Below are 23,726 nucleotides of genomic sequence, written 5' to 3'. Positions count from 1 at the left end.
TTTCAAGCGACGCGCATGACTTCGGATTCATGCGCGCTTTCAGTCTTGTTCATGTATTTCGACGGCTGCGGCCGCCGGCTTTCGCGCCTGAACGATGAGTTCGCCGCCCCCCACGTAATCGTGGGCGAGGATTTCATAATTGCGCCGGCGCAGGGCATCGTCAAGCGTGCGATACGAGTAGTGCGTGACGTGCTGATCGGCATACGCGCCGGGCGCCATTTTACCATAAAGCCATTCCAGGATCGGCCACGTCCATGTGTCGTAATCCGGCGTGCCCAGCACCAGCGTGCCGCCCGGCCGAAGAATACGCGACAATTCATCCAGCAGCCGTCCGTTTTCCTCGGGAATGTGCTCGATGACCTGCGAGCAGATAACCGCGTCGAACGACGCATCCGCGAAAGGCAGATGCAGCCCGTCGGCCTGCGCAAGCAGGTGGTTCGTCCGGCGCATGAACGCCAGTTTGTCGCGGCGCACATCCACGCCGACGGCATTGGGCAAATCGGCGAGGATGCGGCTGCTGCCGCAGCCGACGTCGCACGTCGCGACGAAACGCGGCGTGAAACGCATGATAATCTCGTGGCGTTTGCGCTGCCAGTAACGCTGGAGCCATATCCGGCTGTCGTAGGCGCGCCAGTCGTAGTCGGGAAAATCCACCGAATTGCGCATCTTCCACACGCGGTAAAACAGGCGCAGGTAATCCCTGCCGAACGCGATGATTCGGGCTTTGGACGATCCGGCGTGGCGGGGACGGTAGTGAAAGGGAATCTCCCGGATGGCAAGGCCCTTGCCGTAGGCCAGCAGAAGAATTTCGATCAGGATCACGAAATTCGTGAAGGTTATTTCCATGCCGTCGAACAGGCTTTTCCGGTACAACCGAAATCCGCTGGACAGGTCCCGAACCGGAATGCTCAACCCCGCCGAAAAGAAACCATTGAGGAGGCGGCTGAGCGCCAAGCGAACGATCGGCTGATCCGCGTAGCCGCCCGGCACGTAGCGCGACGCGATAACGATATCCGCCCGCCGGCGCACATCCCACAGCGCCCGAATGAATTCGGACGGATGCGACATGTCCGCATCCATCGTCAACACATGGGCGCCGCGGGCCTCCTGAATGCCGCGAAGGACGGCCGCCCCATAACCGGGCGCCGTCTCGCGCACATAAACCGCGCCGGCGCTTTCGACTACTTTCTGCGTGCCGTCACGCGAATCGCCGTCCACCACCAGGATTTCCCAAGAGACCCCGAGCGCGTCAAGGGCCTCGCGCAATGCGGGAAGCAGGCGAAAAAGATTCGCGGCCTCGTTGAGGCTCGCAATGACCACCGAGAGGTCCAAGGTGTCTTTTTTCAACGCGATTTTCATGGATGCCGGCCGGTTCTCATACTTCGCCGAGTTCGGCTATCGTGGCATCGGGGCCATTCTCGACGACCAGGCACAGTTTATGGCCCTTGTTCACCGTGCGGATGTTGTTCATGTCGAAATCGTCCGGAAGCACCCGGATGACCGCGATGTTGTCCCGCGGGATTAGGACGATCCGCATTTCCGGCTCGATGTCCACGTCGAGCAGCGCCCGGCGCAGCACCGTCAGGCCTTTGCCTTCAATCATGACCCAGTGTTCGGTGAATTCGACGACCCGGCCCACGAACACCCAGAGCCGTTGCTCGAAAAAATCGCGCCGCAGCCGGACGCGTACGATTTTGCCCTTGATCATGTTCTGTTCTCCTTCCGCATTCCATCCGACGCGCGGCCAAATATTTCGCGCAGAAACGCCGCCACACATTCGCCGTCCGCCTCCGGGCGGCTCCGCGCAAGCACCTGGTCCAATTCGCCGCGGTCGAACCACAATCCATCGCCGGACGGGCAACTGTCGTAGGTTACCGCCGGTTCGCCGCTCGTGGCCTCTTTTACCATCTTGACGCCGCAAATCGGGCAGCGTCGCGGCTTCTCCGGGCGTATCGCGCCGCCGCGCATAAAGGCCGTGACATTTTCGCGCGCGCCGAGCAGCAGTTCCAATTCGCCGGCATCGAGCCACACGCCCCCGCACGCGCCGCAATAATCCACCTCCACGGCGTCGTATTCCAGCGCCATCATCGGTTCTTCACATGCAGGGCAATTCACGAAGCGCCACAATCCCCAAGGCCATCGGCCGTCCACAACATACGATTGCATTGTATGAATCAAGCCCAAGCGGAATCAACGAAACGACCGGGCCGGCAGGCGGTTGTCCTGCCGCCTATACAAAGATTCCATGCCGGGCCAGGGTTTCAGTTATCCAATGCAGGAGATTCTTACGCTTCAAGAGCACGGGAATAAGAAACTCCATGCAATAAATGGCCTCCGATTCCGTGCCGGGGCTATAATAAGGAGGTGGCGAATCGGGAAGTGCCTCGACTCCCAACATATACTTCAGGATATGCGGATTGTTCTTGACCGCTTTCAGGAGGGCTTTTTTCGCCTCTTCCTTATTGTTGGAAATGTACTTCTCGAACACACTGGCCCACGCCTGCACCGCCTTGTGGCTTTCGGGGTAGCGCTTCATGAGCGCGCGCGCTTGCTTTGCGTTGCCGACGACCAGATAGGCCAGCAGCAGATGATCGCGCACCCCCTGGTTGTCGTCCGGATTGAGTTCAAGAATTCCCTCGGCCTCGGCAATGGCTTCATCCCAACGTTCCGCCTCGTTCAGGACGTGAAAGAGTCCCAACCGCAGGCGCATATAGGGTCGCGTGAATACATCGCCCCAGAAATGGCCTTTGGTTTCCTCCATGAACTCGGCCCCAAAAGCCGTTTCAACCCGCGCAATCGCCTCCCGTATCCGGCGAACGGCATCATCCAGGTCCTCGGCTTCTTTCATGCTGGCAAACAACAGCGCATCGGCGTTGTTCGGATCGAGTTGCAGCGCTTTCTTCACGCCCTTCTGCGCTTCCTCGAACGAATCCGTGCTCATGGCCTCGAACATGATCTCTTGCGCCTCGTCGGCGTCGCTCCAGCCCTTCTTGCGGGTTTCCGCGAGGAGTTCGTCTAAATTGTGCCCCATGAAACGGGACTGCATGACGCGATTGGCTTCCTCGATGGTACGCGGCGTGTTCTGTTCGAAGTATCGGCCGACGATCCGGTTGAATCGTTCCGTCAAGAACGGATCGTGCGATACCGGCGGCATGGGAAAATCGCCGAAATTTTCAGTATCCCCTCCGTCCAACTCGTCCATGTCCTCCATGTTGGGCACGGGTTTCTTTCGTTTCATGCGGCCTCCTTCCGTTTCACCATGGACGCGACGGTCAATCCGTGTCGTCGGGCAAGTCTTCGGATTCAGCGGACGGAGCGTCTTCGGGCAGCGCCGCCGCGGCGGCTTCGGTCACTTCCTGTTCTTTTTCCTCGGCAAAAGCGCGCGCGACAGCGCTGACCTTGGCGCCGGGATTCGGCGACATCACTTTCACGCCTTGCGTGTTGCGCCCGATCGTGCGCAGATCCTTCACCGCCGTGCGAATGACAACGCCATCGGTGCTTACCAAGACGATCTCGTCGCGGTCGTCCACGGTCAGCATGCCGACGACATTGCCGTTCCGTTCGCTGGTCTTGATATTGATGATGCCGGAACCGCCGCGATGTTGCAAGCGGTACTCGCCGACTTCCGTGCGCTTGCCGTATCCGTTTTCGGTAACGCTGAGCACGGTCATGTCATCGCCCGCGATCGAAACGCCGATCACGGAATCTCCCTCGTCAAGGCGGATGCCGATCACGCCGCGCGCCGCACGGCCCATCGGGCGAACGTCCTTCTCGGGAAAACGAATGGCCATCCCGTGATGCGTCGCGATCAGGATGTTGTCGTCGCCCGACGTGATTTGCACGTCAATGAGTTGATCGTCCGAATCGAGATCGATCGCGATGATGCCCGCCGTACGCGGATTGCTGAACGCAAGCAACTCGGTCTTCTTGACCACCCCTTTGGCGGTAACCATGAAAACCATCTTGCCCTCTTCCTTGAGATCGCGGACGGTCAGGCACGTGGTCACACGCTCGTCGCCTTCCAGGCTGAGCAGGTTGACCATCGCCCGGCCGCGCGCCGTGCGGCTGGCGCGGGGCAACTCATGCACCTTGCGCCAATGCACGCGCCCCTTCGACGTAAAGAAAAGCACGTACTGGTGCGCGGAGGCGATAAAGAGATCCTTGACGAAATCCTCTTCCTTCGTGTCCATGCCCGCGACGCCCTTTCCGCCGCGCCGCTGCTTGCGATAGGTGGTGATGGGCAGGCGCTTGATGTAGCCCATGTTGGAAACCGTGACGACCATTTCCTCGTCCGCAATGAGGTCCTCGACCGAAAACTCGGAAATTTCCCCCAGGATTTGCGTGCGGCGTTCATCACCGTATTTGGCTTTTACCGCAAGGATTTCCTTGCGGACTTCGGCAAGGATCGTCTTTTCGCTTGACAGGATATGGCGTAGCGTTTCGATCAATTTGATCAAATCGGCGTATTCGGCTTCGAGTTCGTGGCGTTCGAGACCGGTCAGACGGCGCAAACGCATCGCGAGGATTTCGGACGCCTGAATCTCGGAAAAGTGAAACCGCGTCATCAGCCGTTCGCGCGCGATATCCACCGTTTCGGAACTCCGGATAATCGCAATGACTTCGTCAATATGATCGATGGCCTTGAGCAGCCCCTCGACGATGTGGGCGCGTTCCTCCGCCTTGCGCAGATCGAATCGCGTCCGGCGCTCGACAATTTCGGCGCGGTGTTTGATGTAGTGTTTGACGAGTTCCGCAAGCGACAACACTTTGGGCGTGTTGTTGACCAGCGCCAGCATGATGATGCTGGCCGTGTCCTGCAACTGCGTGTTCTTGAAAAGCTGGTTGAGAATGACCTGCGGCTCATCGCCCTTGCGGACCTCGATGACGATCCGCATGCCGTCCTTGTCGGACTCGTCCCGCAGATCGGTGATGCCCTCGATGGTTTTCGATCGGACCAGCCCCGCAATGCTTTCGATAAGCCGCGCCTTGTTCACCTGGTACGGAATTTCATGAATGATGATGGAATCCTTGCCCGTGCTCTTGTTGCTCTCGACGGATGCCTTCGCGCGGACGGTGATGCGGCCGCGTCCGGTTCGGTATGCTTCGAGAAGCCCTTCGGTGCCGCAGATGATTCCGCCGGTGGGAAAATCGGGTCCCTTGATAAAACGCATCAGTTCGGTGGAAGTGGCTTCGGGATGATCGATGGAATGGACTATCGCATCACACACCTCGCCGAGATTGTGCGGCGGGCAACTCGTGGCCATTCCGACCGCAATACCGTATGAACCGTTGACAAGCAGGTTCGGAATCGCCGAAGGCAACACCGTCGGCTCTTGCAAGCGGCCGTCAAAGTTCTCACGCATGTCCACGGTTTCTTTTTCGATGTCCGCCAGCATCTCGGCGGCAATGGGCGCCATGCGCGATTCCGTGTACCGGTAGGCTGCTGGGCTGTCCCCGTCCACCGAACCGAAGTTGCCTTGGCCGTCCACCAGCGGATACCGCATGTTCCATTCCTGCGCCATGCGGACGAGCGCATCGTACACGGATTGATCGCCGTGCGGGTGATACTTGCCCAAAGTGTCGCCGACGACCGTCGCGCACTTGCGGTATGCTTGATTGTGGCGAAGCCCCGCCTCGTGCATGACGTACAAAATGCGCCGGTGGACCGGCTTGAGTCCGTCGCGCACGTCCGGCAGCGCACGGCTCACGATCACGCTCATGGAATAATCCAAGAACGAGGTTCTCATCTCCTGTTCGATTTCGATGCTGTTGATGCGTTCGTTTACCGTTTCCATGAAGTTCCCTTGGTGAAGTAGCAAGTAGCAAGTAGCAAGTGGCAAATAGCAAGTAGCGATCCGGACGCTACGTGGTCAGTCGTCCGCATTTCGTATGGCCCTGCTGTATGCGTTAAGTAATCGGCTGGTTTCTTCCAACTCCATCGTCAAAGTCTCGGTATTGCCGTATCCAAGATCCTGGACAAGTATCAGGTAGTACCTGCACTCCTCCAAAGACCCTTGTGCAATGTTCATGAAGCGAACCTTGTCCGCAAGGCTATTCTTAACAAACCCTTCGGCCATATTGGCGGGGATAGATATGGCCGCTCGCCGAAACTGAGAGGTCAGACCATATGCTTCCTGTTTCGGGAAGGCAGCCGTCATTCGATAGACTGACAATACAAACGCATGCGCCTTTTGCCACGCGATGATATCTCGAAACGTTCGAGATCGTTCGCTCACGGATTAGCGTCTCCTTGTACTTGACTACCCGTTTCCGTCAACTTGCTACTTGCTACTTGCCACTTGCTACTTGCCACTTGCCACTTGCTACTTGCCACTTGCTACTTGCCACTTGCTACTTGCTACTTGCTACTTGCTACTTGCCACTTGCCACTTGCCACTAAATATCCAAATTCCTCGTTTCAGGCGCATGCTTTTCGATGAACTGTTTTCGCGGTTCCACCAGATCGCCCATGAGCGTCACAAAAATGTCGTCCGCGGCCGTTTCATCTTCGGCTTCCACGCGGAGCAAGGTCCGTTTCGCCGGATCCATGGTGGTTTCCTGCAACTGTTCCGGATTCATTTCGCCAAGGCCCTTGTAACGCTGGATGGTAAGACCCTTTTGCGCCACCGTCAACAGGTAGTTGCGCAAGGCGAGCAAGTCAGAGGTTTCAAATTGTACCTCGCCGTTTTCATTCTCGACGCGAAAAGGCGGCAGGCCGATGGCGGCAATGGGTTCGGATTGGCTCATGATGGCCGAAAATTCATGACTCTTGAAGAAAGCCAAATCAATCTGGTGCTCGCCGCGGACAAGAGTCTTGCGCCCGTTCCCGTTGTCATTCCCGTTGCCGTTGCCGTCGTCCAGCAAAAACTGCTGGGTTTCGCTCGTGTCAATCAGATCGGCTCCATGCCCGAAAATGGCGTTCATCTCCCGCAGGGACAGGTTGCGCGGCTCGATCCGCTTCTCACGCGGAAGCGCCGCCGCCGCTTCGACGGCCTCGCGAGGCACACCGTAGACGCGCCGAAGCCGTCCGAACATCCGCTCCCGGTCGAAGGCCGCATTGACCGCACGCATCAGGGTGCGGAGATTGACGGACGCGCGCTTTCCGTCGCCGTTGACGGCGGTTACCTTCGCGTTGTCGAGCACGATTTCGAACAGGAACTTCTCTTTTTCTTCTTCCGTGCTGAGGTAGCGCGATTTCTTCCCCTTTTTCACGAGATATAGCGGCGGTTGCGCGATGTAGAGATGGCCGCGTCGAATCAGCTCGGGCATTTGCCGGAAGAAAAACGTCAGGAGCAACGTGCGGATGTGCGCGCCGTCCACGTCGGCATCGGTCATGATAATAACCTTGTGATAGCGGAGGTTTTCAATCTTGAATTCCTCCTTGCCAAAACCGGTGCCAAGCGCCGTAATCAAGGCGCGGATTTCCTCGTTGTTGAGCATTTTGTCTTCGCGCGCCTTTTCGACGTTGAGAATCTTGCCCCGCAACGGCAGAATCGCCTGGTTCTTGCGGTCGCGGCCCTGTTTCGCGGAACCGCCGGCGCTGTCGCCCTCGACAATAAACAACTCGCAATAGGCAGGGTCACGTTCACTGCAATCGGCCAGTTTGCCCGGAAGCGACATCGAATCCAGCGCCCCCTTGCGCCGGGTAAGATCGCGCGCCTTGCGGGCCGCCTCGCGCGCACGGGCCGCGTCAATCGTCTTGCTGATGATGCGGTTCGCGACCGGCGGATTCTCCTCGAAATAGGTCTGCAACCCCTCATAGACCATCGAATTGACGATGCCTTGCACCTCGCTGTTGCCCAGTTTCATCTTGGTCTGGCCTTCAAACTGGGGATTGGGAATTCGCACCGAAACGATGGCCGTCAGCCCTTCGCGCGTATCGTCCCCCGAAATCGCCGCATTGGCCTTCTTGAACAGGTTGCTTTTCTTGGCATAGTCGTTGACCGCTTTCGTCAGGGCCGCGCGGAATCCGCTCAGATGCGTGCCGCCTTCGTGCGTGTTGATGTTGTTCGCGAAACTCGAAACCGTCTCGCTGTACGATGTCGTGTACTGAATGGCGACTTCCACCTGCACCCGGTCTTTTTCCGCCTCGAAATAGATCGGCTTGCGGTGCAACACTTCGCGGTTGCGGTTGAGCCATGTTACGTACTCGATAATGCCGCCCTTGTACTGCATGACGGTCGGCTCGTCCTCGACGCGCTCGTCCTTGAACGAAATGCGGATGCCCTTGTTCAGAAACGCGAGTTCACGCAGGCGCGTCAACAAAATCTCCGCATTGAACGTCGTCTCCTCGAAGATGTCCGGATCGGGATGAAACGTCACGCGTGTGCCGGTGGATTTCGTCCGTCCGCGCTGTTCGAGTTCGCCTTCGGGTATCCCTCGCCGGAAGGACATGAAATACACATACCCGTCGCGTTTCACTTCCACTTCGCAATATTCGGACAACGCGTTGACGCAGGAAATGCCCACCCCGTGCAATCCGCCCGCCACCTTGTACGAGGTGTTGTCGAATTTGCCGCCGGCATGAAGAATCGTCATGACGACTTCGAGCGCGGACTTCTTTTTGTACTTCGGATGATTATCCACGGGAATGCCGCGGCCGTCGTCCACAACCGACACACTGTTGTCAATGTGAACGGTCACATCAATACGCGTGCAATATCCCGCCAACGCCTCGTCTATACTGTTGTCCACCGCCTCGAACACAAGGTGATGAAGACCCCGGACCGACGTGTCGCCGATGTACATTGCGGGACGCCGCCGAACCGCCGACAACCCCTCAAGAACTTGGATGGAACCAGCGTCGTAACGTGTTTCAGCCATTATAGTTGCCTCAATTTGAAGACCCCATTGGCGACCATGCCTTGGGAATGGGTCTATTCTATCAAAAACCGGCGCTGAAAACAAGCCGGAAACCGCAATATATAGTGTTTTTTTCAGAGAAAAACGGGTCCTGAACACATTTCTTTGAGAATGCGCGGCGACAGGAATTCACCGCCGATTTACAGGGGGCGAATTCTTTGCCTTACAGTCTCTAGGGCCCGAAGCCTTTGCCAGCCCTTTTCCGCATAATCCAAGCAGGCGAAATGGAACGGGAGCGATTTGTCATGCGCGTAGTGTCTGTCATCGTAAAAACCCCGCTGATTGAATTGAAACGATTGCACCAGAACCCCCGTGTCAAGATTCTTGCAACACTCGAGGGGAACAATCCCGGCGGTTCCGTCAAGGATCGCACCGCGTATTACATGATCGCAAAGGCGGAGAAATCGGACGATGCCCCCCGGCAAAACCATCCTGGAACCGACTTCGGGCAACACGGGCATTGCCATCGCCATGATCGGCGCGGCCGTGGTCGGCGCGAACGATGTCGCCGGCCGGATGAATTCCAGAGTGATTGTGGTCCTTCTCCCCGACCGCGGCGACCGTTATCTCAGCACCATGCTCTTCCGCAGCGTGTGCGCAAAATGTCCGCCCTAATCACTGAAACTGAAATCCGAGCAGGTTCCAGTAGTACAATTCCGCGAGAAACAGCCACGCGGCGGTCGTGGCGAAAAGCCCGTGCCAGCGGGCGGACCATCCGGCGCCCGGACGCACCCATGCGACGATCGTCAAGAAGGTGAGAACGATTCCGGGCGCAAGGCTCATCAACGGTATCAGCAGCAGTCCAATCAAAATACGGGGCGGCCCGTAACCGATGACCAACGGATCCATCGTCAGCAAAAACACCGCAAATCCCGCCACGAACAGAATGTCGAGCACGGACACGATGCGGGCAAACGTTCGCACGAGCCCAAGCAGCCGGGGTTCTTCCTCCTTGCCGTCGCGCCGCCGCCACACCTGAATCGGCCACAGGATCGCCGTCGCAAAAAAAACCGCCATCGAGGCTGAAAGGCCGCACAACAGGGCCAACCTCGTCTCGTACCACCGGATGCGCTCGTAGGCGTTGTCGGCGATGAACATGTGCGTGCTACGGCCGTCCGCGCCGTATTCAAACGCCATGCGGCGCTGCGGCGAGACGAATTCGCCGGCTTCCGATTTCTCCACGGTCGCGAAGCAGCCGTTTCCAATGGCATGGAAGGTTTCGGGCGCGCCGCGATCCAACGTCCGCGAAAGCAGTAAAGTGCCGGGCTTCTTACCGACGCTTACCAGTAGTTCCGGCACAAAACGCGGCGACAACATGCCAAACTTGATGAAGGTCGTGCGGCAATGGCGGTTATGGCGGTAATAACCGGCGGCGGCCTGCAAATCCTTTTCGGAAAAGATCGGCGCGTTCGGCAGCGGCACGGTGGAACGCGACGGGAAAAAACGATTCAGAAAACGTCCGCGGATCATGTGGAATAGGCGCCCGTTGTCCGAAGTACCGGAAATAAACAGGCCGGTGCGTTCTTCGGGCATGAGCATGAGGAGCGAGACAAATCCCCAGATGAGTCCCGCCTGTTCGAGACGGCGAACCGCGCCATGATAATTTTCGTCGAACGCATACGCCCGGCCCGGCAAATCCGGATGATGCGAAAAATGACGCGCAAACATCAACCGCACGGTTTCGGGGCGGAGCAGCTGCACGCCCCCATACGCGCCATCGCCGAGCAGGGCGCACATCAGTTTCGCCATGTCGTCCGCGGTGGTCGCGAGCGACGAGGCCGGCACGGTTTCCGGATAGTCGTAGCGTGCCTCATGATACTTGCCGAGATAGAAATTATACCCCGTGGCCAGCGGCGTGTCCGGAGAGGGAACGAGCGCAAAGGTGCTGTGCGTCATGCCCAGCGGCTCGAATAGGCGCCGGCGCGCATATTCGGCGAACGACAGGCCGCTGACACACTCCACGATATGCCCGGCCAGTGCGAAACCGTGGTTCGAATAACTGATGTATTTACCCGGCGGCATCACACGCGGCGGCAAGTTGTCGGCCAGATAGTCGCCCAGCGGGATCAGCGATTCCGGCGTCGGGGCGCCCATGCCCAGAAAACGATCGTCGAATCCCGCCGTATGCGTCAGGAGATGATCGAGCGTAATCGCGGGTGCGCCCGGTACGCGAAAAATGGACAGATAACGGTTGACGTCCTCGGAAAGCGAAAGCCGGCCCTGCTCGACCAGTTGCAGGACCGCCACCGCGCAAACGACTTTCGACAACGAGGCCACGCGGAAGAGCGTCTCGGCGGAATCGATCGGAATGTCTTCGCCGCGCCGCGCGGTGCCGTAACCCTTGCTGAAGACGCACTGTCCGTCATGCACGAGCGCAACCACCGCGCCCGGCGTGCCCGCGCCCGCCATTTCCTCCGGGACGACTTTGTCAAAGAACGCGGCCACGTTATCGTAAACCAGCGGCGGCGCGGCCGCCGCGCATGCCAAAAAAGTAACGATCAAAGTCATTTCAACGTCCTTGTGCCGGATTCACACGCAACGGGAACAGTATGGACGAAAGGAACGGCATGGATAAAGCAATGGGCATGCGTCCGTTCAACGTCTTTCGCGCTGTCCCGCCATCGCGCCCGCAATCAACGCGGCGGCCAGCACGCAAAGACCGCCCATGCCCGAGACGGGCGTATGCGATGTCACGCCCAGTAGCACCGGACCGAAACGCTTGGACTCATTGTCGTACACGCACTCGTACTCGCCGGCATCCGACGCCTTGAGTGCATGGATATGCAGATCGCGCGTTCGCGAACCCGTGATACGCCCGTTGTCCTCGATCGGCTCCCCGTTATGAAACCACTGGAATCCGCCCGCGATGTCGAACTGGCCCGGCACGCCCAGGCAAAACGCCTGGCCCTCGTCAAACGTCCCGCCCTGCGTATTGGCGCAACTGGGCGGCGTGATGAAGGGATTCAGCGCGGCGCGCACATACGCCTCGCGGCCGCCCGACGTAAAAAACTGCTCGTATTCCTGGCGGTTCGTAAACCCGTCGCCATCGGCATCGCCGCCCGGCCCAAGGTATTGCGCCAGCGATCGCTCGTAATTCAGGATGTCGGGAGTCGAAACGCCCGGAAATTGGATAAAGGCGCTCACCGCCGTGATAAGCAGAACGGGGATCAGCGTCGAGCCGGAGTCGCCCAGGGTCATGAAACCGGCCATCATGATATCCATGCCCGGCACCGAACGGAGGACGCGCCCGTCCGGACCGCCAAGATCCGCGAGGATTTGCGTATGGTTGTGTGCGTAGGCGTGGACGACCTGCCAATGCGCGATGCCGCCGGTACCGCTTAGATCGATCGTATTGTCGCGCAGGCATTCGTACACCAGGGCCAGTTCCGCGCTGTCGAGCATGTTGTTCCCGACAATCGAGGGCGGATTGACGGCGATGCTTCCGCCGTTGGCATCGCAATGATCGGGATCGAACTGTTGGCCGCCAAGCATCCACGACACCACTGTGAACGCCCGGGAGAGCGACCACATGGCCCCGTCGAAATCGGCCGGTCCCGCCAGTTCCGGATCGGCGAATTGCAGTGGGCCGTTATGGGCAAAATTGCCGTTGTTTGCGCCATTACCGCCGAGCGGACGCGCCTGATCGTCCACGATGGTATCGTCATCCGCCACCGCGAGCTGCACCGTGCCGGTTCCTCCGTTCAAATTCACGGCCACTGTGTATTGCGCACCGTTGCCGATCACATTGGCCACCGTTGCGCCGGCCACGCCGCTCACGGCGAAATCCGTCTCGTCCACCCCCGAAACCGGTTTCGAGAAGGTCACGCGGAATGTTTGCAACGGGGACTTGGCCGTTTGGGCTTCCGGCAAGATCTCGTAAACAACCGGCCATGAAAGCCATGTGTTGTAAATTTCCGAGAAACACCGGTGCGCAATGTAATCGTATCCCTCCAAGGTCAGGTGCATGTCGTCGTCCATCAGCGATTCGAGCGGGCCGTTGTAATTGGGATCGCCGCCGGGCATCGGAACGTAATTTTCCGCAAAACCGCCAGGATAGGGAACCTGTCCCGGCGCAATCGGGGGATTTGCCAGCGGAATTCCATAGTGGTACTGCATCAGGCCCAGGTTGTGCACATAGAACACGCGGGGACTCTTGGCCAGCGCCATTTCCTTCCGGGCCTGCTCGAATCGCACCCAAATCGCGTTCATTTGCGAAATGCTCATGCCGGGAATCGGGTGGTTCCCAAAATCGTACCCGCACAAGGCGACCCGGACATTTGGGCGGATTGCCAGAATGCCGTCCACGATTTCGGCGATCTTTCCCACAATGCCGTCTATCCGCGCCTGAATGGCCTGCTCGCTCATTCCGGGATACCAGAACGAGTCGAAGACGATATCGTTGCCGCCAAGGCTCAAATGGACAATATCAATCGTGGGATAGTCCGCCAGTTCCTGCTGAATGCGGGCGAGCCACCGGGGATCGGGATCCTCGCTGGAAAACGCACGTGCGCCGACGCTCGTCGTGTTGTGGCCTCGCTGGCCAATGCCGGTCCACCCAAAATCGGGCAACGCCGAATCAAGCGAACGCAACAACTGCATGAACGCCCCCCAACTGTCCCCCGCCACCAGAATCCGCGGCACGTCCGTCGTTCCCGCCTGAACGGGACTTGCCGCAATCACCGCAACCGCCACAATCACGAGAAACCTTTTCTTCATACTACACCTCCCCGGCGCAAAGAATGACGGAAAGAGGGAATGGGAAAATGAACGGCTGTGTCCACCATACCCGCCCGGTACACTCCGTCCATCGCTCACTTCGCACCTTGCACTACACCTGCACACTTCGCACTACACACCACGCACCACGCGTTTCTTTAGACCGATCCCATGTTCCTGAACAGGAACAGTCCGTCCTTGCCGGGAGCGACGATGTCTTTCCATCCATTCCCGTCAATGTCCACGACCCAGAAATAGATCCCCGCGCCGCTGGCTTTTCCGGCCGGACCGTAATCAATGACATGCCGCTCGAACACGCCGTCCTTGATCTTGAAATAATAGAGTCCCAGCGGATCGAGCGAGCCGGGATCGTGCTCCTGATGCGCACGGTACCGCTTGCCCGTAATCAGTTCGAGTTGGCCGTCATTGTCTATGTCTACGAGTTGCATGTCGTGGTACTGCGACCGGGCCGTGTCAATATCGTGTTTTGTCCACGAACGGTTGCCGTTCTCGATTTTCTGCTCCCACCACGCCAATCCGTAATCGTGGCCTTGGCCCACGATTATATCCGGCACGCCGTCGTTGTTGACGTCGTGCACAAGGATGGGCACGCTCGCGCCGCCGAAATTGAACTCCGGATGCCACTCCCACTTGCCCGTGAGCGGGTCCGCCGGCGCTTCGAGCCAGCCGCCCGCGGAAATCAGATCGGGCCGTCCGTCCCCATTGACATCGCCGAATCCCAATCCATGTCCCTGCGGCGTTTCCGAAAGCACAATCTTGCGGAATTTTCCGGTCCCCTTGCCTTGCGCATCGCATTCGAGTTTGAAGGCCACAAACGGCCGACCCGGACAATTCGGCACCGCCTCGACCTGTCCGTCGCCGTCAATGTCCCAGAAGCAGCACCGTTCAATATGGCCCGTCTTGTCTATGTCGTGTACGGTCCATTCGACGGATTGTCCCTTCGGATTCTCGCGCCACCGCAACGTTTCGCCCCACCAGCCGCCCGTGATGATGTCGAGATAACCGTCGCCGTTGACATCCATCGGATAATCGCTAAAATCGTCGTAATAGTCCTCGACCTGCTGCACCGAACAAATCTTGTGGGCCTTTTTGAAGTCCGGTCCCTCGAACCAATATTCCCCCGACACGATATCCAGAATGCCGTCGTTGTTCACATCGAACACGGCGCAGGCCTCGTAGGTCGCGGTTCCAATGCGCGACTTTTCGAACTTCAACATGGATTTTCCCTCCGGCGGTTCCACTGTCGGCGCTGCGGCTTTTTCATTCGCGCCCAACACAGCCACTACAATCAGACAAGTTGCGGCAAACATGCACAACATCCTTCCTGTCACAAGTCCCGACACGCGCATACGGAAAGGCCGCTAAACCCGGCGCCGGGCAATGTTTCTAGTTGGGTATATTCCAAAAATCCTTGAAACGATTCCCGCGGGACAGACTGTCCAGTCTGTTCCTTTGTTCATCAAGCGCCAAGCATAGCCCATCGCCCAAACAAAGACAAACCGCCGCCGCTACTTGAGAAAAAGGACCTTTGACGAATAGGATACATCCGGCGTCTTGCATATTTTGCATGGAGGCTCCTAAGTTTCTTTGTTCGCAACTTCTGTGCATGGGACACAGAAGTTGCGCACAAAGAAATCATATCCTTGATTGAGGCATTGCGGCTGAGCCGCCTTAGGCACACGATTCTGGGTATTGTGGCTTTCCTGATCATTTGGGCCGTGGCGATAGGCGTGGCAATATTCATAATTGATTGCATGAGCCGCTTGGTGCGCGCCATGGAATTGGGCGCGGAAGCGCGCATGCGGTAGGCAAAGGCGCTGGAAGCGTTGGCAAGCCGAAACGAAACGGCCATCGTTCCGGAGGAATAGCGATGTTGAGAGGCGTAATGGCAGGTTGTGCATGTTTGTTTGCCGGATGGGCGATTGCCCAGGCCCCGCGGCCTGTTTTGCCGCAGGTCGCCCATGAATTCGGCAAGGCGCTGGAAAATCTGCGCGATTATGCGGTCGTGCTCGAACCGGACAAGAACGAACCGGAATGGTGGGCGGGCGCGCCGTCCGTGGCCAGGGGAAAAGACGGCCTTTTTTGGATGGCCTGCCGGATGCGCATGGCCGAAGCGCCGCGCGGACGCCGCGGGTATGAAATCCGCATTCTGCGCAGCGCCGACGGCGTCCATTTCGAAAAAGCCCTTTCCATCCGCCGTGAAGACGTGCCCATACCCGGCTTTGAACGCCCCGCCCTCGTGAACGATCCCCATACCGGCCGGTTCAAACTGTATGCGTGCGGGCCTTGGCGCGATGGGCCATGGTCTATCATCAAATTCGCGGACGCGGACACGCCGGACACGATCGATCCCGCGTCCGCCTATCCCGTCATCCAGCCGTTGCCGAAAACCTATGATCGCGACGTCATCCCCGTCGAATACAAGGACCCATTCATCCTTCACACCGCGGGGACGTATCATTGTTATGTAATCGGGTATGTGCGCCAAAACGAGAAGATCTTCCATTTCCAAAGCGTGGACGGCGAGAAGTGGGATCCCGTCGGCAATCCGTACGAGGCCGTCATGCCGCTCGACGGCTGGCATGATTTCTTTGTTCGCCCGGCCTGCGTCGTGCCGATCGGCCTCGGCTGGCTGTTCGTCTATGAGGGCTCCAGCGCAGGCTGGTACGACCCCGTGTACAACATCGCGACGGGTCTCGGTTTCACCTTCGATCTTCACCGCGTCACGGATCTGACGCCGCAATCGCCACTGCTCGTGAGTTCGACGCCCGGCGATCGCTTCGCCACGTTCCGTTACTCGCACTGGCTCATGATTGATGGCCGGTTGTGGATTTACGCCGAGGTCGCCCGTCCGAATCTCACGCACGAAATCAGGCTGTACCGCGTGCCGATTTCCTGAACGTTCCGGACACCGCCGCCGCTTCTATGGCGGCTGAATCGTCCGGAAAGCCGTGGGACAGATTGTCCAGTCTGTCCTTTCGGGGAATTTTGCCGCCCCGGTGCGTAAATTTACGCAGAAATCCAAGCATCATGGTCGCGCTTTATTTCCCCCAAAACCGTAACCCCCTGTAAAACAAAGCAATCCAAGGTTTTTTCATATCGGCATGAAACATGCTCTTCCTCAAAAAGAATCGCGTGACAACCAATAGATTCGAAAATCACGCGTTGAAAATGAGGAAAGCGTGAAATGAAGCACTCATGCGACAGAAACGGGCCGCGGGATTCGTCAAGCGGCATGACGCTGCTGGAATTGATGCTGGCCGCGGGCGTGCTGACCCTCACCCTCAGTTATGTGTTCGGTTCGATTCTGGCCGTCACCGCGGCAGGGAGCATCAGTGAGGATCGCGCGGTGGCGGCGACGGAAGTAACCAGCGTGCTCGAATCCATGCAGGGCATGAGTCTCGACACGTTGATAGCATGCCAGCCGCCGGCGCGGACGGCTTTGCGCGGGGAAACCGTCACGCTGGAATGTTTCAAGTCGGACGGCACGGCGTTGACACTGCCCACAACCTACGCCCTAATTGGCTTGCCGATACCCAGCCCCCTGCCGGTCCGTTGCACCGTGTCATGGCAGGGCGATCTCGGACGCAACCTGTCCCTTGCCGCCACCCAACTTTTCTACGCGTATTAGGAAGCCGGCCATGTCTGAACACACCCTGACGCGGCTCAGCCGCAATGCCTCAATCAAGGATATGATTTCTTTGTCCGCAACTTCTGTGTCCCATGCACAGAAGTTGCGGACAAAGAAACTAAGATTCCATTCCGACCGGGGCATGACGCTACTGGAAGTGATGATAGCCATCACCATCCTCACAATCGTCATGGGCACCCTTTTCAGCCTTTCCATAGGCATCGGCGATGCCGCCCAAGTCCAGGAAACCCGGATCATCACCACCGACGACACCCGTCGCGCCATCCAGGACATCGTACGCGAATTGCGACAGGCGTCTCTGGGATCCCTCACGGGCATTCCCGGCGCCACCCTGACTTATCGCGTCGCGACCGATGTAGACGGCAACGGCGTCGCCGTCAACTCCAGCGGCGGACTCGAACTAAGCACGGTCCGCACCATCCAGCGCGACACCGCCGACCTCAACGGCGACGGCGTCACAACATCGCAAATACTTTTACGCAATGGCGCGAACAACATTGTGCTCGCCAACGGCGTCCCGAACAACGAGGACGCAAACAACAACGGCGTGCTCGACGCGGGCGAGGACGCCAATCGAAACGGACGGCTCGACCGGGGCATTTGGTTCACGCGAACCGGTTCCGCCGTCACGGTGACGCTTCAGTCGCAGCAGCGCCTGCGCCGCGGCACGCTGTTCGTCACGACCCTGTCCGAAACGGTTGTACCGAGGAACCCCTAGCCATGTTTACGCATGCTTGCCAAAAGATTTCCCTTCGCGTTCCCTGCCGGGGTAACGACGGAATGGCGCTGTTGGCCGCGACCGTGTTCATCGCGATCGCCATTGTCATCTTGGGCGCCCTGACCATGCGGGTAGTCAATCAGGAACGCCATGTGGACTATTTTGTGGACAACGAACAGGTGATGCTCGGCATCGAAACAGCGCTGGCGCGGAGCATGCAGGGACTCGAAACGACCGGCAGCGGGCTGATCGGGTCCTCGGAAATCCGCGAGGGCGGACAAGTCGTCCTGCCCACATGGGACAGCGCGGGGGTCGTCCCGCAAACCGTCCCCAACATGCCGGACGTGCAGTATTTTGCCTATCATGTCAATTGGATAACGGATGGGCGGGACAACAACAACGATGGGGTGGCCGACAACGGTTCCGAGAACGGCTACCACACCCTGGTGGCCTATGCGCGCATAGTCAATCCAATCACGGGCGAGGCCTCCAGCGCACGCCGTGTCGAAACCGTGTATTCCTCGACGAACATCAACGTCTGGAACAACGCGATTTTCGCCGGCAACGGCCAAGCCGGCGGCCTGATCAACGGCAACGTGAGCATCCATGGATCGGTCCATCTGCTCGGCAACAACTTGTTGACGGGCGCGCTGGCGGTGGACGCCCTCGACCTCAGCGGCACGAGCCTCATCCACAACAACTACGCCGATTGTCCGGCCGATCTGGCCGCGCGGGTTCCCGCCTTGCCCACGACGGTGTTCGGCGGCGAAACCATCAGCACGTTGAACGCCAAACTGCGCGTCAAGAACGGGCTGGTGGGAAGTTCCGGCAACTCGGAAATCGGCCAGCCGAACGTGGCGGGCAATTCCTACAAGGAAACGATGGACGGAACTTACGTCACCACGGGCTGGTCGGGCAACCAGTTGACCAGCGCCGGCGGCGGGCGGCTGCACCCCACGAATCTCTACAGCGACAACGGCTGGGATCAGACCTACGACTTGGGCAACAAGGTGCCGTTTCCCACGCTGAACGACCCGTGGCGCGACCCGGTTGACGGCCATTTCGTGCCCGACCCCTACCGGGGCGGAAACTACTCGCACATCAACTACTTCTCGGAAGTGCTCATCGCAGACCCAAATAACCAAACCGACGGCATCTACAACGGCAATATCACCATTGCCGCAAACCAGAATTTCTACTGGAACGCCACGCAGAACTCGACCGCCTATCCCGGCACGCCGCAGCCCACCGACGATTATATCCGGTTCAACGCGGATACGAATGTCATGGAAATCAACGGCCAGATTCGGATCAACGGCAATCTGATCATCACCCGCGGCAGTGGAAACGACAAGACCATCCACTACACCGGGCGCGCCGCCATCCTCGTCAACGGCGACGTCACATTGAATACCGACCTCTACAGCCGCAACGCCAACGGCACGACCGCCAACAGTTTCCCGGTCAACAATTGCTTTGGGATCATGGCGACCAATAACATGACTGTGGGGGCTCTTTCGCAATTGAACCTCATGGGCGCGTTTTACGCCGGAAACCAGATCCGATGCGAAAAACAGACCAACGTAATGGGCACATTCGTCGCCAATTATTTCGACATGGGCACCAACGTCCCCAGCATCTGGCAGGTGCCGGAATTGGCCAACAACCTCCCGCTCGGCATGATCGGCAACTACCCCATTCTGTCCATCAGCCGGACGTCGTGGCGCGAATTCTAAACAGGAAAGAGCACGGTACATGGAAACGTCGAACATCAAGCAGATCCTACGCGACAATGCTCTCTGGATAGGCCTGTTGCTGATTGTCGCCGCCGCAACGATCTTCGCCTACCACCGCGAAAAAACCGCGCCGCCGAAAGACATTGCCGCCCCCCCCGTCGCGCGACAACCCGCCGCGCCGGTTCCCGAAGCGCAGCCCCAGGCGGACACCGCCTATGAGGCGTCGCAACTGCTTCCGCCCCGCGTGGAACAAGAAGAGGCGCGCAAGACGATTGCCGACTACAACGACCGCGTGCGAAAGGACCCCAAGGATCCCGACGCGCCCGCCTATTACGCCGCCATGGGCAACCTCTCGTTCGTCAAACTCGGCGACCCCGCCGAGGCCGCGCGATACTACGAAGTCCTGCTGGCGGACTATCCGAATTGGGACGGGATTACGCGCGTCTACACCCAGCTCATGGCCTGCTACGAAATGCTGAACGACCGCAAGAACCTCGACTTCACCTACAAGCGCATGATGGAATACTTTCCGCCGGACAGCCCCCAGCATCAATACGCCAAATTGCACCTTGGCCGCTAAACTCTCGGCTGTGGACAGGCTAGACAGCCTGTCCGACAAGGCGTTTCACCGCCCGGCTGAAGCCCACCGCGTCCACAACGTCTACTTCATCCACGACAATCGAAAAAAACCGGTTGCACGGATTCTTTTTGGGAATAAAACGGTATTCCGCCTTGTTTCAAAAACAGGCTGATTATGGACATAGAAAGCATGGGGGTGCGGATGATGATCCAGACGGTGCAGGACAAGCGGCGCGCCTCACGCAAGGAAGAGGCAATCTGTACGTGGCTTTCGTTTTCCCGCGACAAAGCGGCCTATGCCACGCTCACGGCGGATATCGCGACGGAGGGTGCGCGATTCAGCGCATTGCGCCGGGTCGGAGTCAACGACAGGGTACGAATCGCTATCCAATTGGCCAGCAGCGCAATTCTGTGCGAGGGAAAAGTCTGCTGGGTGCGCCCCGTGTCGAACGAACAATACGATTTCGGCGTGCAATTCCTGAACATGGCCGAAACCGACAAGGGCGAACTCCAGCGCCATTTGGCAGCCCCTGACGCTTGATCCGCCGCGTACCGCCGACGTCACTCGAGGATCCGGCCCTGATCCTTGCGCTGGGCTTCGTTGGTTTTCCTGCTCGTGCCCGCAGCGCTTGGATTGTCCTTGCTGAAGAGGCTCTTCTTGCTCTTGCTCAGCCCTTTTTTCTTATCGTCCTTGCCCTTCTTGGAATTCTTCGTAATGATATTGGACCGTTTCTTTTGGTCGGATTTCCCGCTCGACCGGCTTGTAACGGTCACTTTCCTTGATTGTGCCGGGGCGGCCTTGCCCGCAGCCGGGGCGGCCTTGCCCGCAGCCGGGACGGGCTTGTCTTCCGCCTTGGCCAAACCGGGCGCGATCATTCCCCCACCCAGCACGAAAACCGCCAACGTGGCCGCTGTCAATATCTTCTTCATGTTTTCCGATGCCTTTCCCGGAAGACGAACCTTGTACATCTTTCCGACACACATATAACGTATTCCGACCGGCATAGGGTTGTCAATGTTTTGTTGGAATTACGGCCTTCATCGGGAATATTCTTCCTTCCGTAGTGCATTTAGGAGGAGCGAAAGATGTTGAAAAAGACCAGTCGGCGAACTTTTCTGAAACGAACAGCAATGGCCGCGGCGCCTTTACTAATCCTGTCGGGGCAAACGAGGGGAGAAAAAAAACGATCCTCCGCCCATGATCGCCTCAACATCGCGTGCGTGGGACTTGGCGGAATCGGAACCGGCAACGCGGGGCGGTTGGAGAGCGAAAACATTGTCGCCCTTTGCGACGTGGACACCAACCAGATGGCAAAATCGGCCAAGCGGTTTCCAAAAGCGACCCTATACCAGGATTTCCGGATCATGTTGGACAAACAGAAGGACATTGACGCCGTCATGATCGCCACGCCGGATCACAACCATGCCGTGGTGACCATGGCCGCCATGCAGAGGGGCAAGCACGTTTACTGCGAGAAACCGCTCACTCACAGCGTCCGCGAAGCGCGCATGATTGCCGAGGCAGCGGCAAAATACGGCGTGGTCACGCAAATGGGAATCCAAGGACACGCTCACGAAAGCCTACGCCTCCTCTGCGAGTGGATTTGGGACGGCGCCATCGGCGATGTCCACGAGGTGCATGCGTGGACGCCGCATCCCGTTTGGCCGCAAGGCATCGATCGCCCCGCCGACACGCCGCCCGTGCCCGAATCGCTCGACTGGGACCTCTGGCTGGGTCCCGCTCCTTCCCGGCCCTATCATCCTTGGTATCATCCCCGCGTCTGGCGCGGGTGGATTGACTTCGGAACCGGCGGACTCGGCGACATGGGCTGCCACATTTTCGACCATATCGTGACCGCGCTGAAATTGGGACCGCCGGAGACCGTCGAGGCATCGGCCTCGCTATTTGTCCGTCCCGGCGCCGGCCGCGAGAAATGGAAAAATACCGAAACCTATCCGCAGGCGGAAATCGTCACCTACCATTTTCCCGCGCGCGAAGGATTTCCGCCGCTCAAACTCATGTGGTACGACGGCGGGCTTATGCCGCCGCGTCCCGAAGAACTCGAAGACGGGCGACGCATGGGAGACGATTGCGGCGGCGCAATCTACGTAGGCACAAAAGGCAAGATCCTCACCGGATCGCACGGCGCCAACGGCGTACGCATCATCCCTGAAGAAAAAATGCAGGAATACCGGCAGCCGCCGAAAACGCTTCCACGCGTCGAAAATCATTATATCGAGTGGATCGAAGCCTGCAAGACCGGCAAGCCGACCGGCGCTCCGTTTTCCTATGCGGGGCCGTTGACAGAAACCGTCCTCCTGGGCAATGTCGCCTTGCGTTGTGGCGAGAAGATCCGGTGGGATTCCGCTAATCTGCGCGTGACGAATTGCGACACCGCCAACACGTTCCTCCAGCGCGAATATCGCGAAGGCTGGACACTCTAGCGCGCCCGCAGAAAACGCACCGCCCAAATTCCGCGATGCGGCGAATCGCCCCGCGCGCCCTTACAGCAGATGTTTCGCGAGGAACTCGAAACTGGTCTTCGCGCAGCCAAAGGGATCGCCGTAGCAGTTGTCCTGCTCGTAGACGTACCACTCGATACCCGCTTCCTTGCCCGCCGCGAAGATGGCCTTCCAATCCAGAATGCCCTTGCCGAGCGCCGCGAACTTGACCGGTTTCACCGATGCCAGATCCTTCGCGTGGATCACAGGGCAGCGTTGCGCGTATTTCCGGATATAGGCCACGGGATCGGCCTCGCCGGCAAGGACCCACGCGAGATCGAGTTCCGCGCAGAGGTTTTCCGGCTTGGTTTCGTCCATGAGAATGTCGAGTTTACAGCGCGGATCTTCGGGAAATTTTTCAAATTCCCCGGCATGATTATGATACGAAAGCCGCATGCCCGCGCCGCGCAGTTTCGCGCCGACGGCGTCGAGGCGTTTCGCGCCGCGTATCCATGCCTCGAGTGAATCGCGGCAATCGTTCATCATGCCGCCCGGCGCCACGTCGCGGTTGCCGACGGTTTTCCAGAACTTGACCGCACCGTCAAAATCCGTCTCGAACGACTCGACGCTGGTATGCGCGGAAATGGCCGCCAGACCGGCGGCATCCAGCGCCTTGCGGATTTCGTCCGCGGGAAGATCCGGCATGCCGCTCCATTGGACATACTCCCAGCCCATCGCGCTGACTTTTTGCAGCATGCCCGCGAGATCCTTCTTGGCCGGTTCGCGCATCGTATACAATTGCAGCGCGATCCCCTTGGTTGATTTCTTCTCCTTGGCCTCGACAACGGGCATGGCGCCCAACGCCGCCGCGGCGCCCAACGCCGTCATCGCCTCTCTGCGCGAAATAGTCTGTTTCATGCGTCACGATCCTTCTGTTCACTTCGTTCCGGTTGGACATCCGACTCCCGCATAGTATGATCGCATTGGCCGCCCCAAGCAA

The 23,726-nt window shown here is 58.7% G+C and carries 20 protein-coding genes and 1 pseudogene; 9 read left to right on the top strand and 12 right to left on the bottom strand.

The genetic code is table 11. From position 1 onward, the window contains the following. Positions 1–39: 39 nt before the first annotated feature. The 7 genes from P5540_13460 to gyrB form a co-directional block, all read right to left on the bottom strand. On the bottom strand, positions 40–1,359 hold the full coding sequence (locus tag P5540_13460) for a glycosyltransferase (GenBank protein ID HRT65822.1): 1,320 nt from the start codon (positions 1,357–1,359) through the stop codon (positions 40–42). A 16-nt stretch (positions 1,360–1,375) separates the two neighbouring features. Beyond that, the gene (locus P5540_13455) at positions 1,376–1,708 is read right to left on the bottom strand and encodes a hypothetical protein (protein ID HRT65821.1); all 333 of its coding nucleotides are present in this window, start codon (positions 1,706–1,708) and stop codon (positions 1,376–1,378) included. Further along, entirely contained in the window at positions 1,705–2,166 is a 462-nt protein-coding gene (locus P5540_13450; GenBank protein HRT65820.1) for a zf-TFIIB domain-containing protein, read from the bottom strand. The genes P5540_13455 and P5540_13450 overlap by 4 nt, the downstream gene beginning before the upstream one ends. 64 nt (positions 2,167–2,230) lie before the next feature. After that, complete coding sequence (locus P5540_13445) at positions 2,231–3,238, bottom strand: hypothetical protein (GenBank protein HRT65819.1); 1,008 nt, start codon at positions 3,236–3,238, stop codon at positions 2,231–2,233. Between the two features lie 34 nt (positions 3,239–3,272). After that, positions 3,273–5,795, bottom strand: a complete 2,523-nt coding sequence (gene gyrA, locus P5540_13440; GenBank protein ID HRT65818.1) for a DNA gyrase subunit A — start codon at positions 5,793–5,795, stop codon at positions 3,273–3,275. A gap of 75 nt (positions 5,796–5,870) precedes the next feature. After that, positions 5,871–6,236 carry a four helix bundle protein gene (locus P5540_13435; protein ID HRT65817.1) on the bottom strand — a complete coding sequence of 122 codons (366 nt, stop codon included), beginning with the start codon at positions 6,234–6,236 and terminating at the stop codon, positions 5,871–5,873. A gap of 160 nt (positions 6,237–6,396) precedes the next feature. Next, positions 6,397–8,823 (bottom strand): DNA topoisomerase (ATP-hydrolyzing) subunit B, encoded by a 2,427-nt coding sequence (gene gyrB / locus P5540_13430; protein HRT65816.1) that lies wholly within the window; start codon positions 8,821–8,823, stop codon positions 6,397–6,399. Between the two features lie 284 nt (positions 8,824–9,107). Between gyrB and P5540_13425 the strand changes: the two are divergent. Further along, positions 9,108–9,342 (top strand): annotated as a pseudogene (locus tag P5540_13425) (pyridoxal-phosphate dependent enzyme). Between the two features lie 135 nt (positions 9,343–9,477). On the opposite strand, the gene P5540_13420 reads toward P5540_13425, so the two are convergent. From P5540_13420 to P5540_13410, 3 genes are all read right to left on the bottom strand, one after another. Then, the gene (locus tag P5540_13420) at positions 9,478–11,370 is read right to left on the bottom strand and encodes a serine hydrolase domain-containing protein (protein ID HRT65815.1); all 1,893 of its coding nucleotides are present in this window, start codon (positions 11,368–11,370) and stop codon (positions 9,478–9,480) included. Positions 11,371–11,457: 87 nt separating this feature from the next. Continuing rightward, positions 11,458–13,578: a hypothetical protein gene (locus P5540_13415; GenBank protein HRT65814.1), complete on the bottom strand. Its 2,121-nt coding sequence runs from the start codon at positions 13,576–13,578 to the stop codon at positions 11,458–11,460. 158 nt (positions 13,579–13,736) lie between these two features. Then, positions 13,737–14,816 (bottom strand): VCBS repeat-containing protein, encoded by a 1,080-nt coding sequence (locus P5540_13410; GenBank protein ID HRT65813.1) that lies wholly within the window; start codon positions 14,814–14,816, stop codon positions 13,737–13,739. A 426-nt stretch (positions 14,817–15,242) separates the two neighbouring features. On the opposite strand from P5540_13410, the gene P5540_13405 reads away from it, so the two are divergent. From P5540_13405 to P5540_13375, 7 genes are all read left to right on the top strand, one after another. Beyond that, positions 15,243–15,407 carry a hypothetical protein gene (locus P5540_13405; protein ID HRT65812.1) on the top strand — a complete coding sequence of 55 codons (165 nt, stop codon included), beginning with the start codon at positions 15,243–15,245 and terminating at the stop codon, positions 15,405–15,407. Between the two features lie 62 nt (positions 15,408–15,469). Beyond that, positions 15,470–16,498, top strand: a complete 1,029-nt coding sequence (locus P5540_13400; GenBank protein HRT65811.1) for a hypothetical protein — start codon at positions 15,470–15,472, stop codon at positions 16,496–16,498. Between the two features lie 288 nt (positions 16,499–16,786). Then, the gene (locus tag P5540_13395) at positions 16,787–17,230 is read left to right on the top strand and encodes a hypothetical protein (protein HRT65810.1); all 444 of its coding nucleotides are present in this window, start codon (positions 16,787–16,789) and stop codon (positions 17,228–17,230) included. A gap of 10 nt (positions 17,231–17,240) precedes the next feature. Next, the gene (locus tag P5540_13390; GenBank protein ID HRT65809.1) at positions 17,241–17,969 is read left to right on the top strand and encodes a prepilin-type N-terminal cleavage/methylation domain-containing protein; all 729 of its coding nucleotides are present in this window, start codon (positions 17,241–17,243) and stop codon (positions 17,967–17,969) included. Between the two features lie 2 nt (positions 17,970–17,971). After that, entirely contained in the window at positions 17,972–19,705 is a 1,734-nt protein-coding gene (locus P5540_13385) for a hypothetical protein (protein ID HRT65808.1), read from the top strand. A gap of 19 nt (positions 19,706–19,724) precedes the next feature. After that, positions 19,725–20,285, top strand: coding sequence for a hypothetical protein (locus tag P5540_13380; protein HRT65807.1), 561 nt, complete (start codon positions 19,725–19,727; stop codon positions 20,283–20,285). 174 nt (positions 20,286–20,459) lie between these two features. Continuing rightward, positions 20,460–20,825: a PilZ domain-containing protein gene (locus P5540_13375; GenBank protein HRT65806.1), complete on the top strand. Its 366-nt coding sequence runs from the start codon at positions 20,460–20,462 to the stop codon at positions 20,823–20,825. A gap of 20 nt (positions 20,826–20,845) precedes the next feature. Here P5540_13375 and P5540_13370 read toward each other — a convergent pair whose 3' ends face one another. Then, positions 20,846–21,214: a hypothetical protein gene (locus P5540_13370; GenBank protein HRT65805.1), complete on the bottom strand. Its 369-nt coding sequence runs from the start codon at positions 21,212–21,214 to the stop codon at positions 20,846–20,848. Positions 21,215–21,370: 156 nt separating this feature from the next. Between P5540_13370 and P5540_13365 the strand changes: the two genes are divergently transcribed. Then, on the top strand, positions 21,371–22,729 hold the full coding sequence (locus tag P5540_13365) for a Gfo/Idh/MocA family oxidoreductase (GenBank protein HRT65804.1): 1,359 nt from the start codon (positions 21,371–21,373) through the stop codon (positions 22,727–22,729). Between the two features lie 60 nt (positions 22,730–22,789). On the opposite strand, the gene P5540_13360 is transcribed toward P5540_13365, so the two are convergent. After that, entirely contained in the window at positions 22,790–23,644 is an 855-nt protein-coding gene (locus P5540_13360) for a sugar phosphate isomerase/epimerase (protein HRT65803.1), read from the bottom strand. Between the last annotated feature and the right edge of the window lie 82 nt (positions 23,645–23,726).

It is taken from the genome of Candidatus Hydrogenedentota bacterium, assembly GCA_035450225.1.
Taxonomy (GTDB): Bacteria; Hydrogenedentota; Hydrogenedentia; order Hydrogenedentales; family SLHB01; genus DSVR01.
The sequence above is the reverse complement of the archived record's forward strand: the minus strand, read 5'-3'. Positions and strand labels throughout refer to the sequence as shown.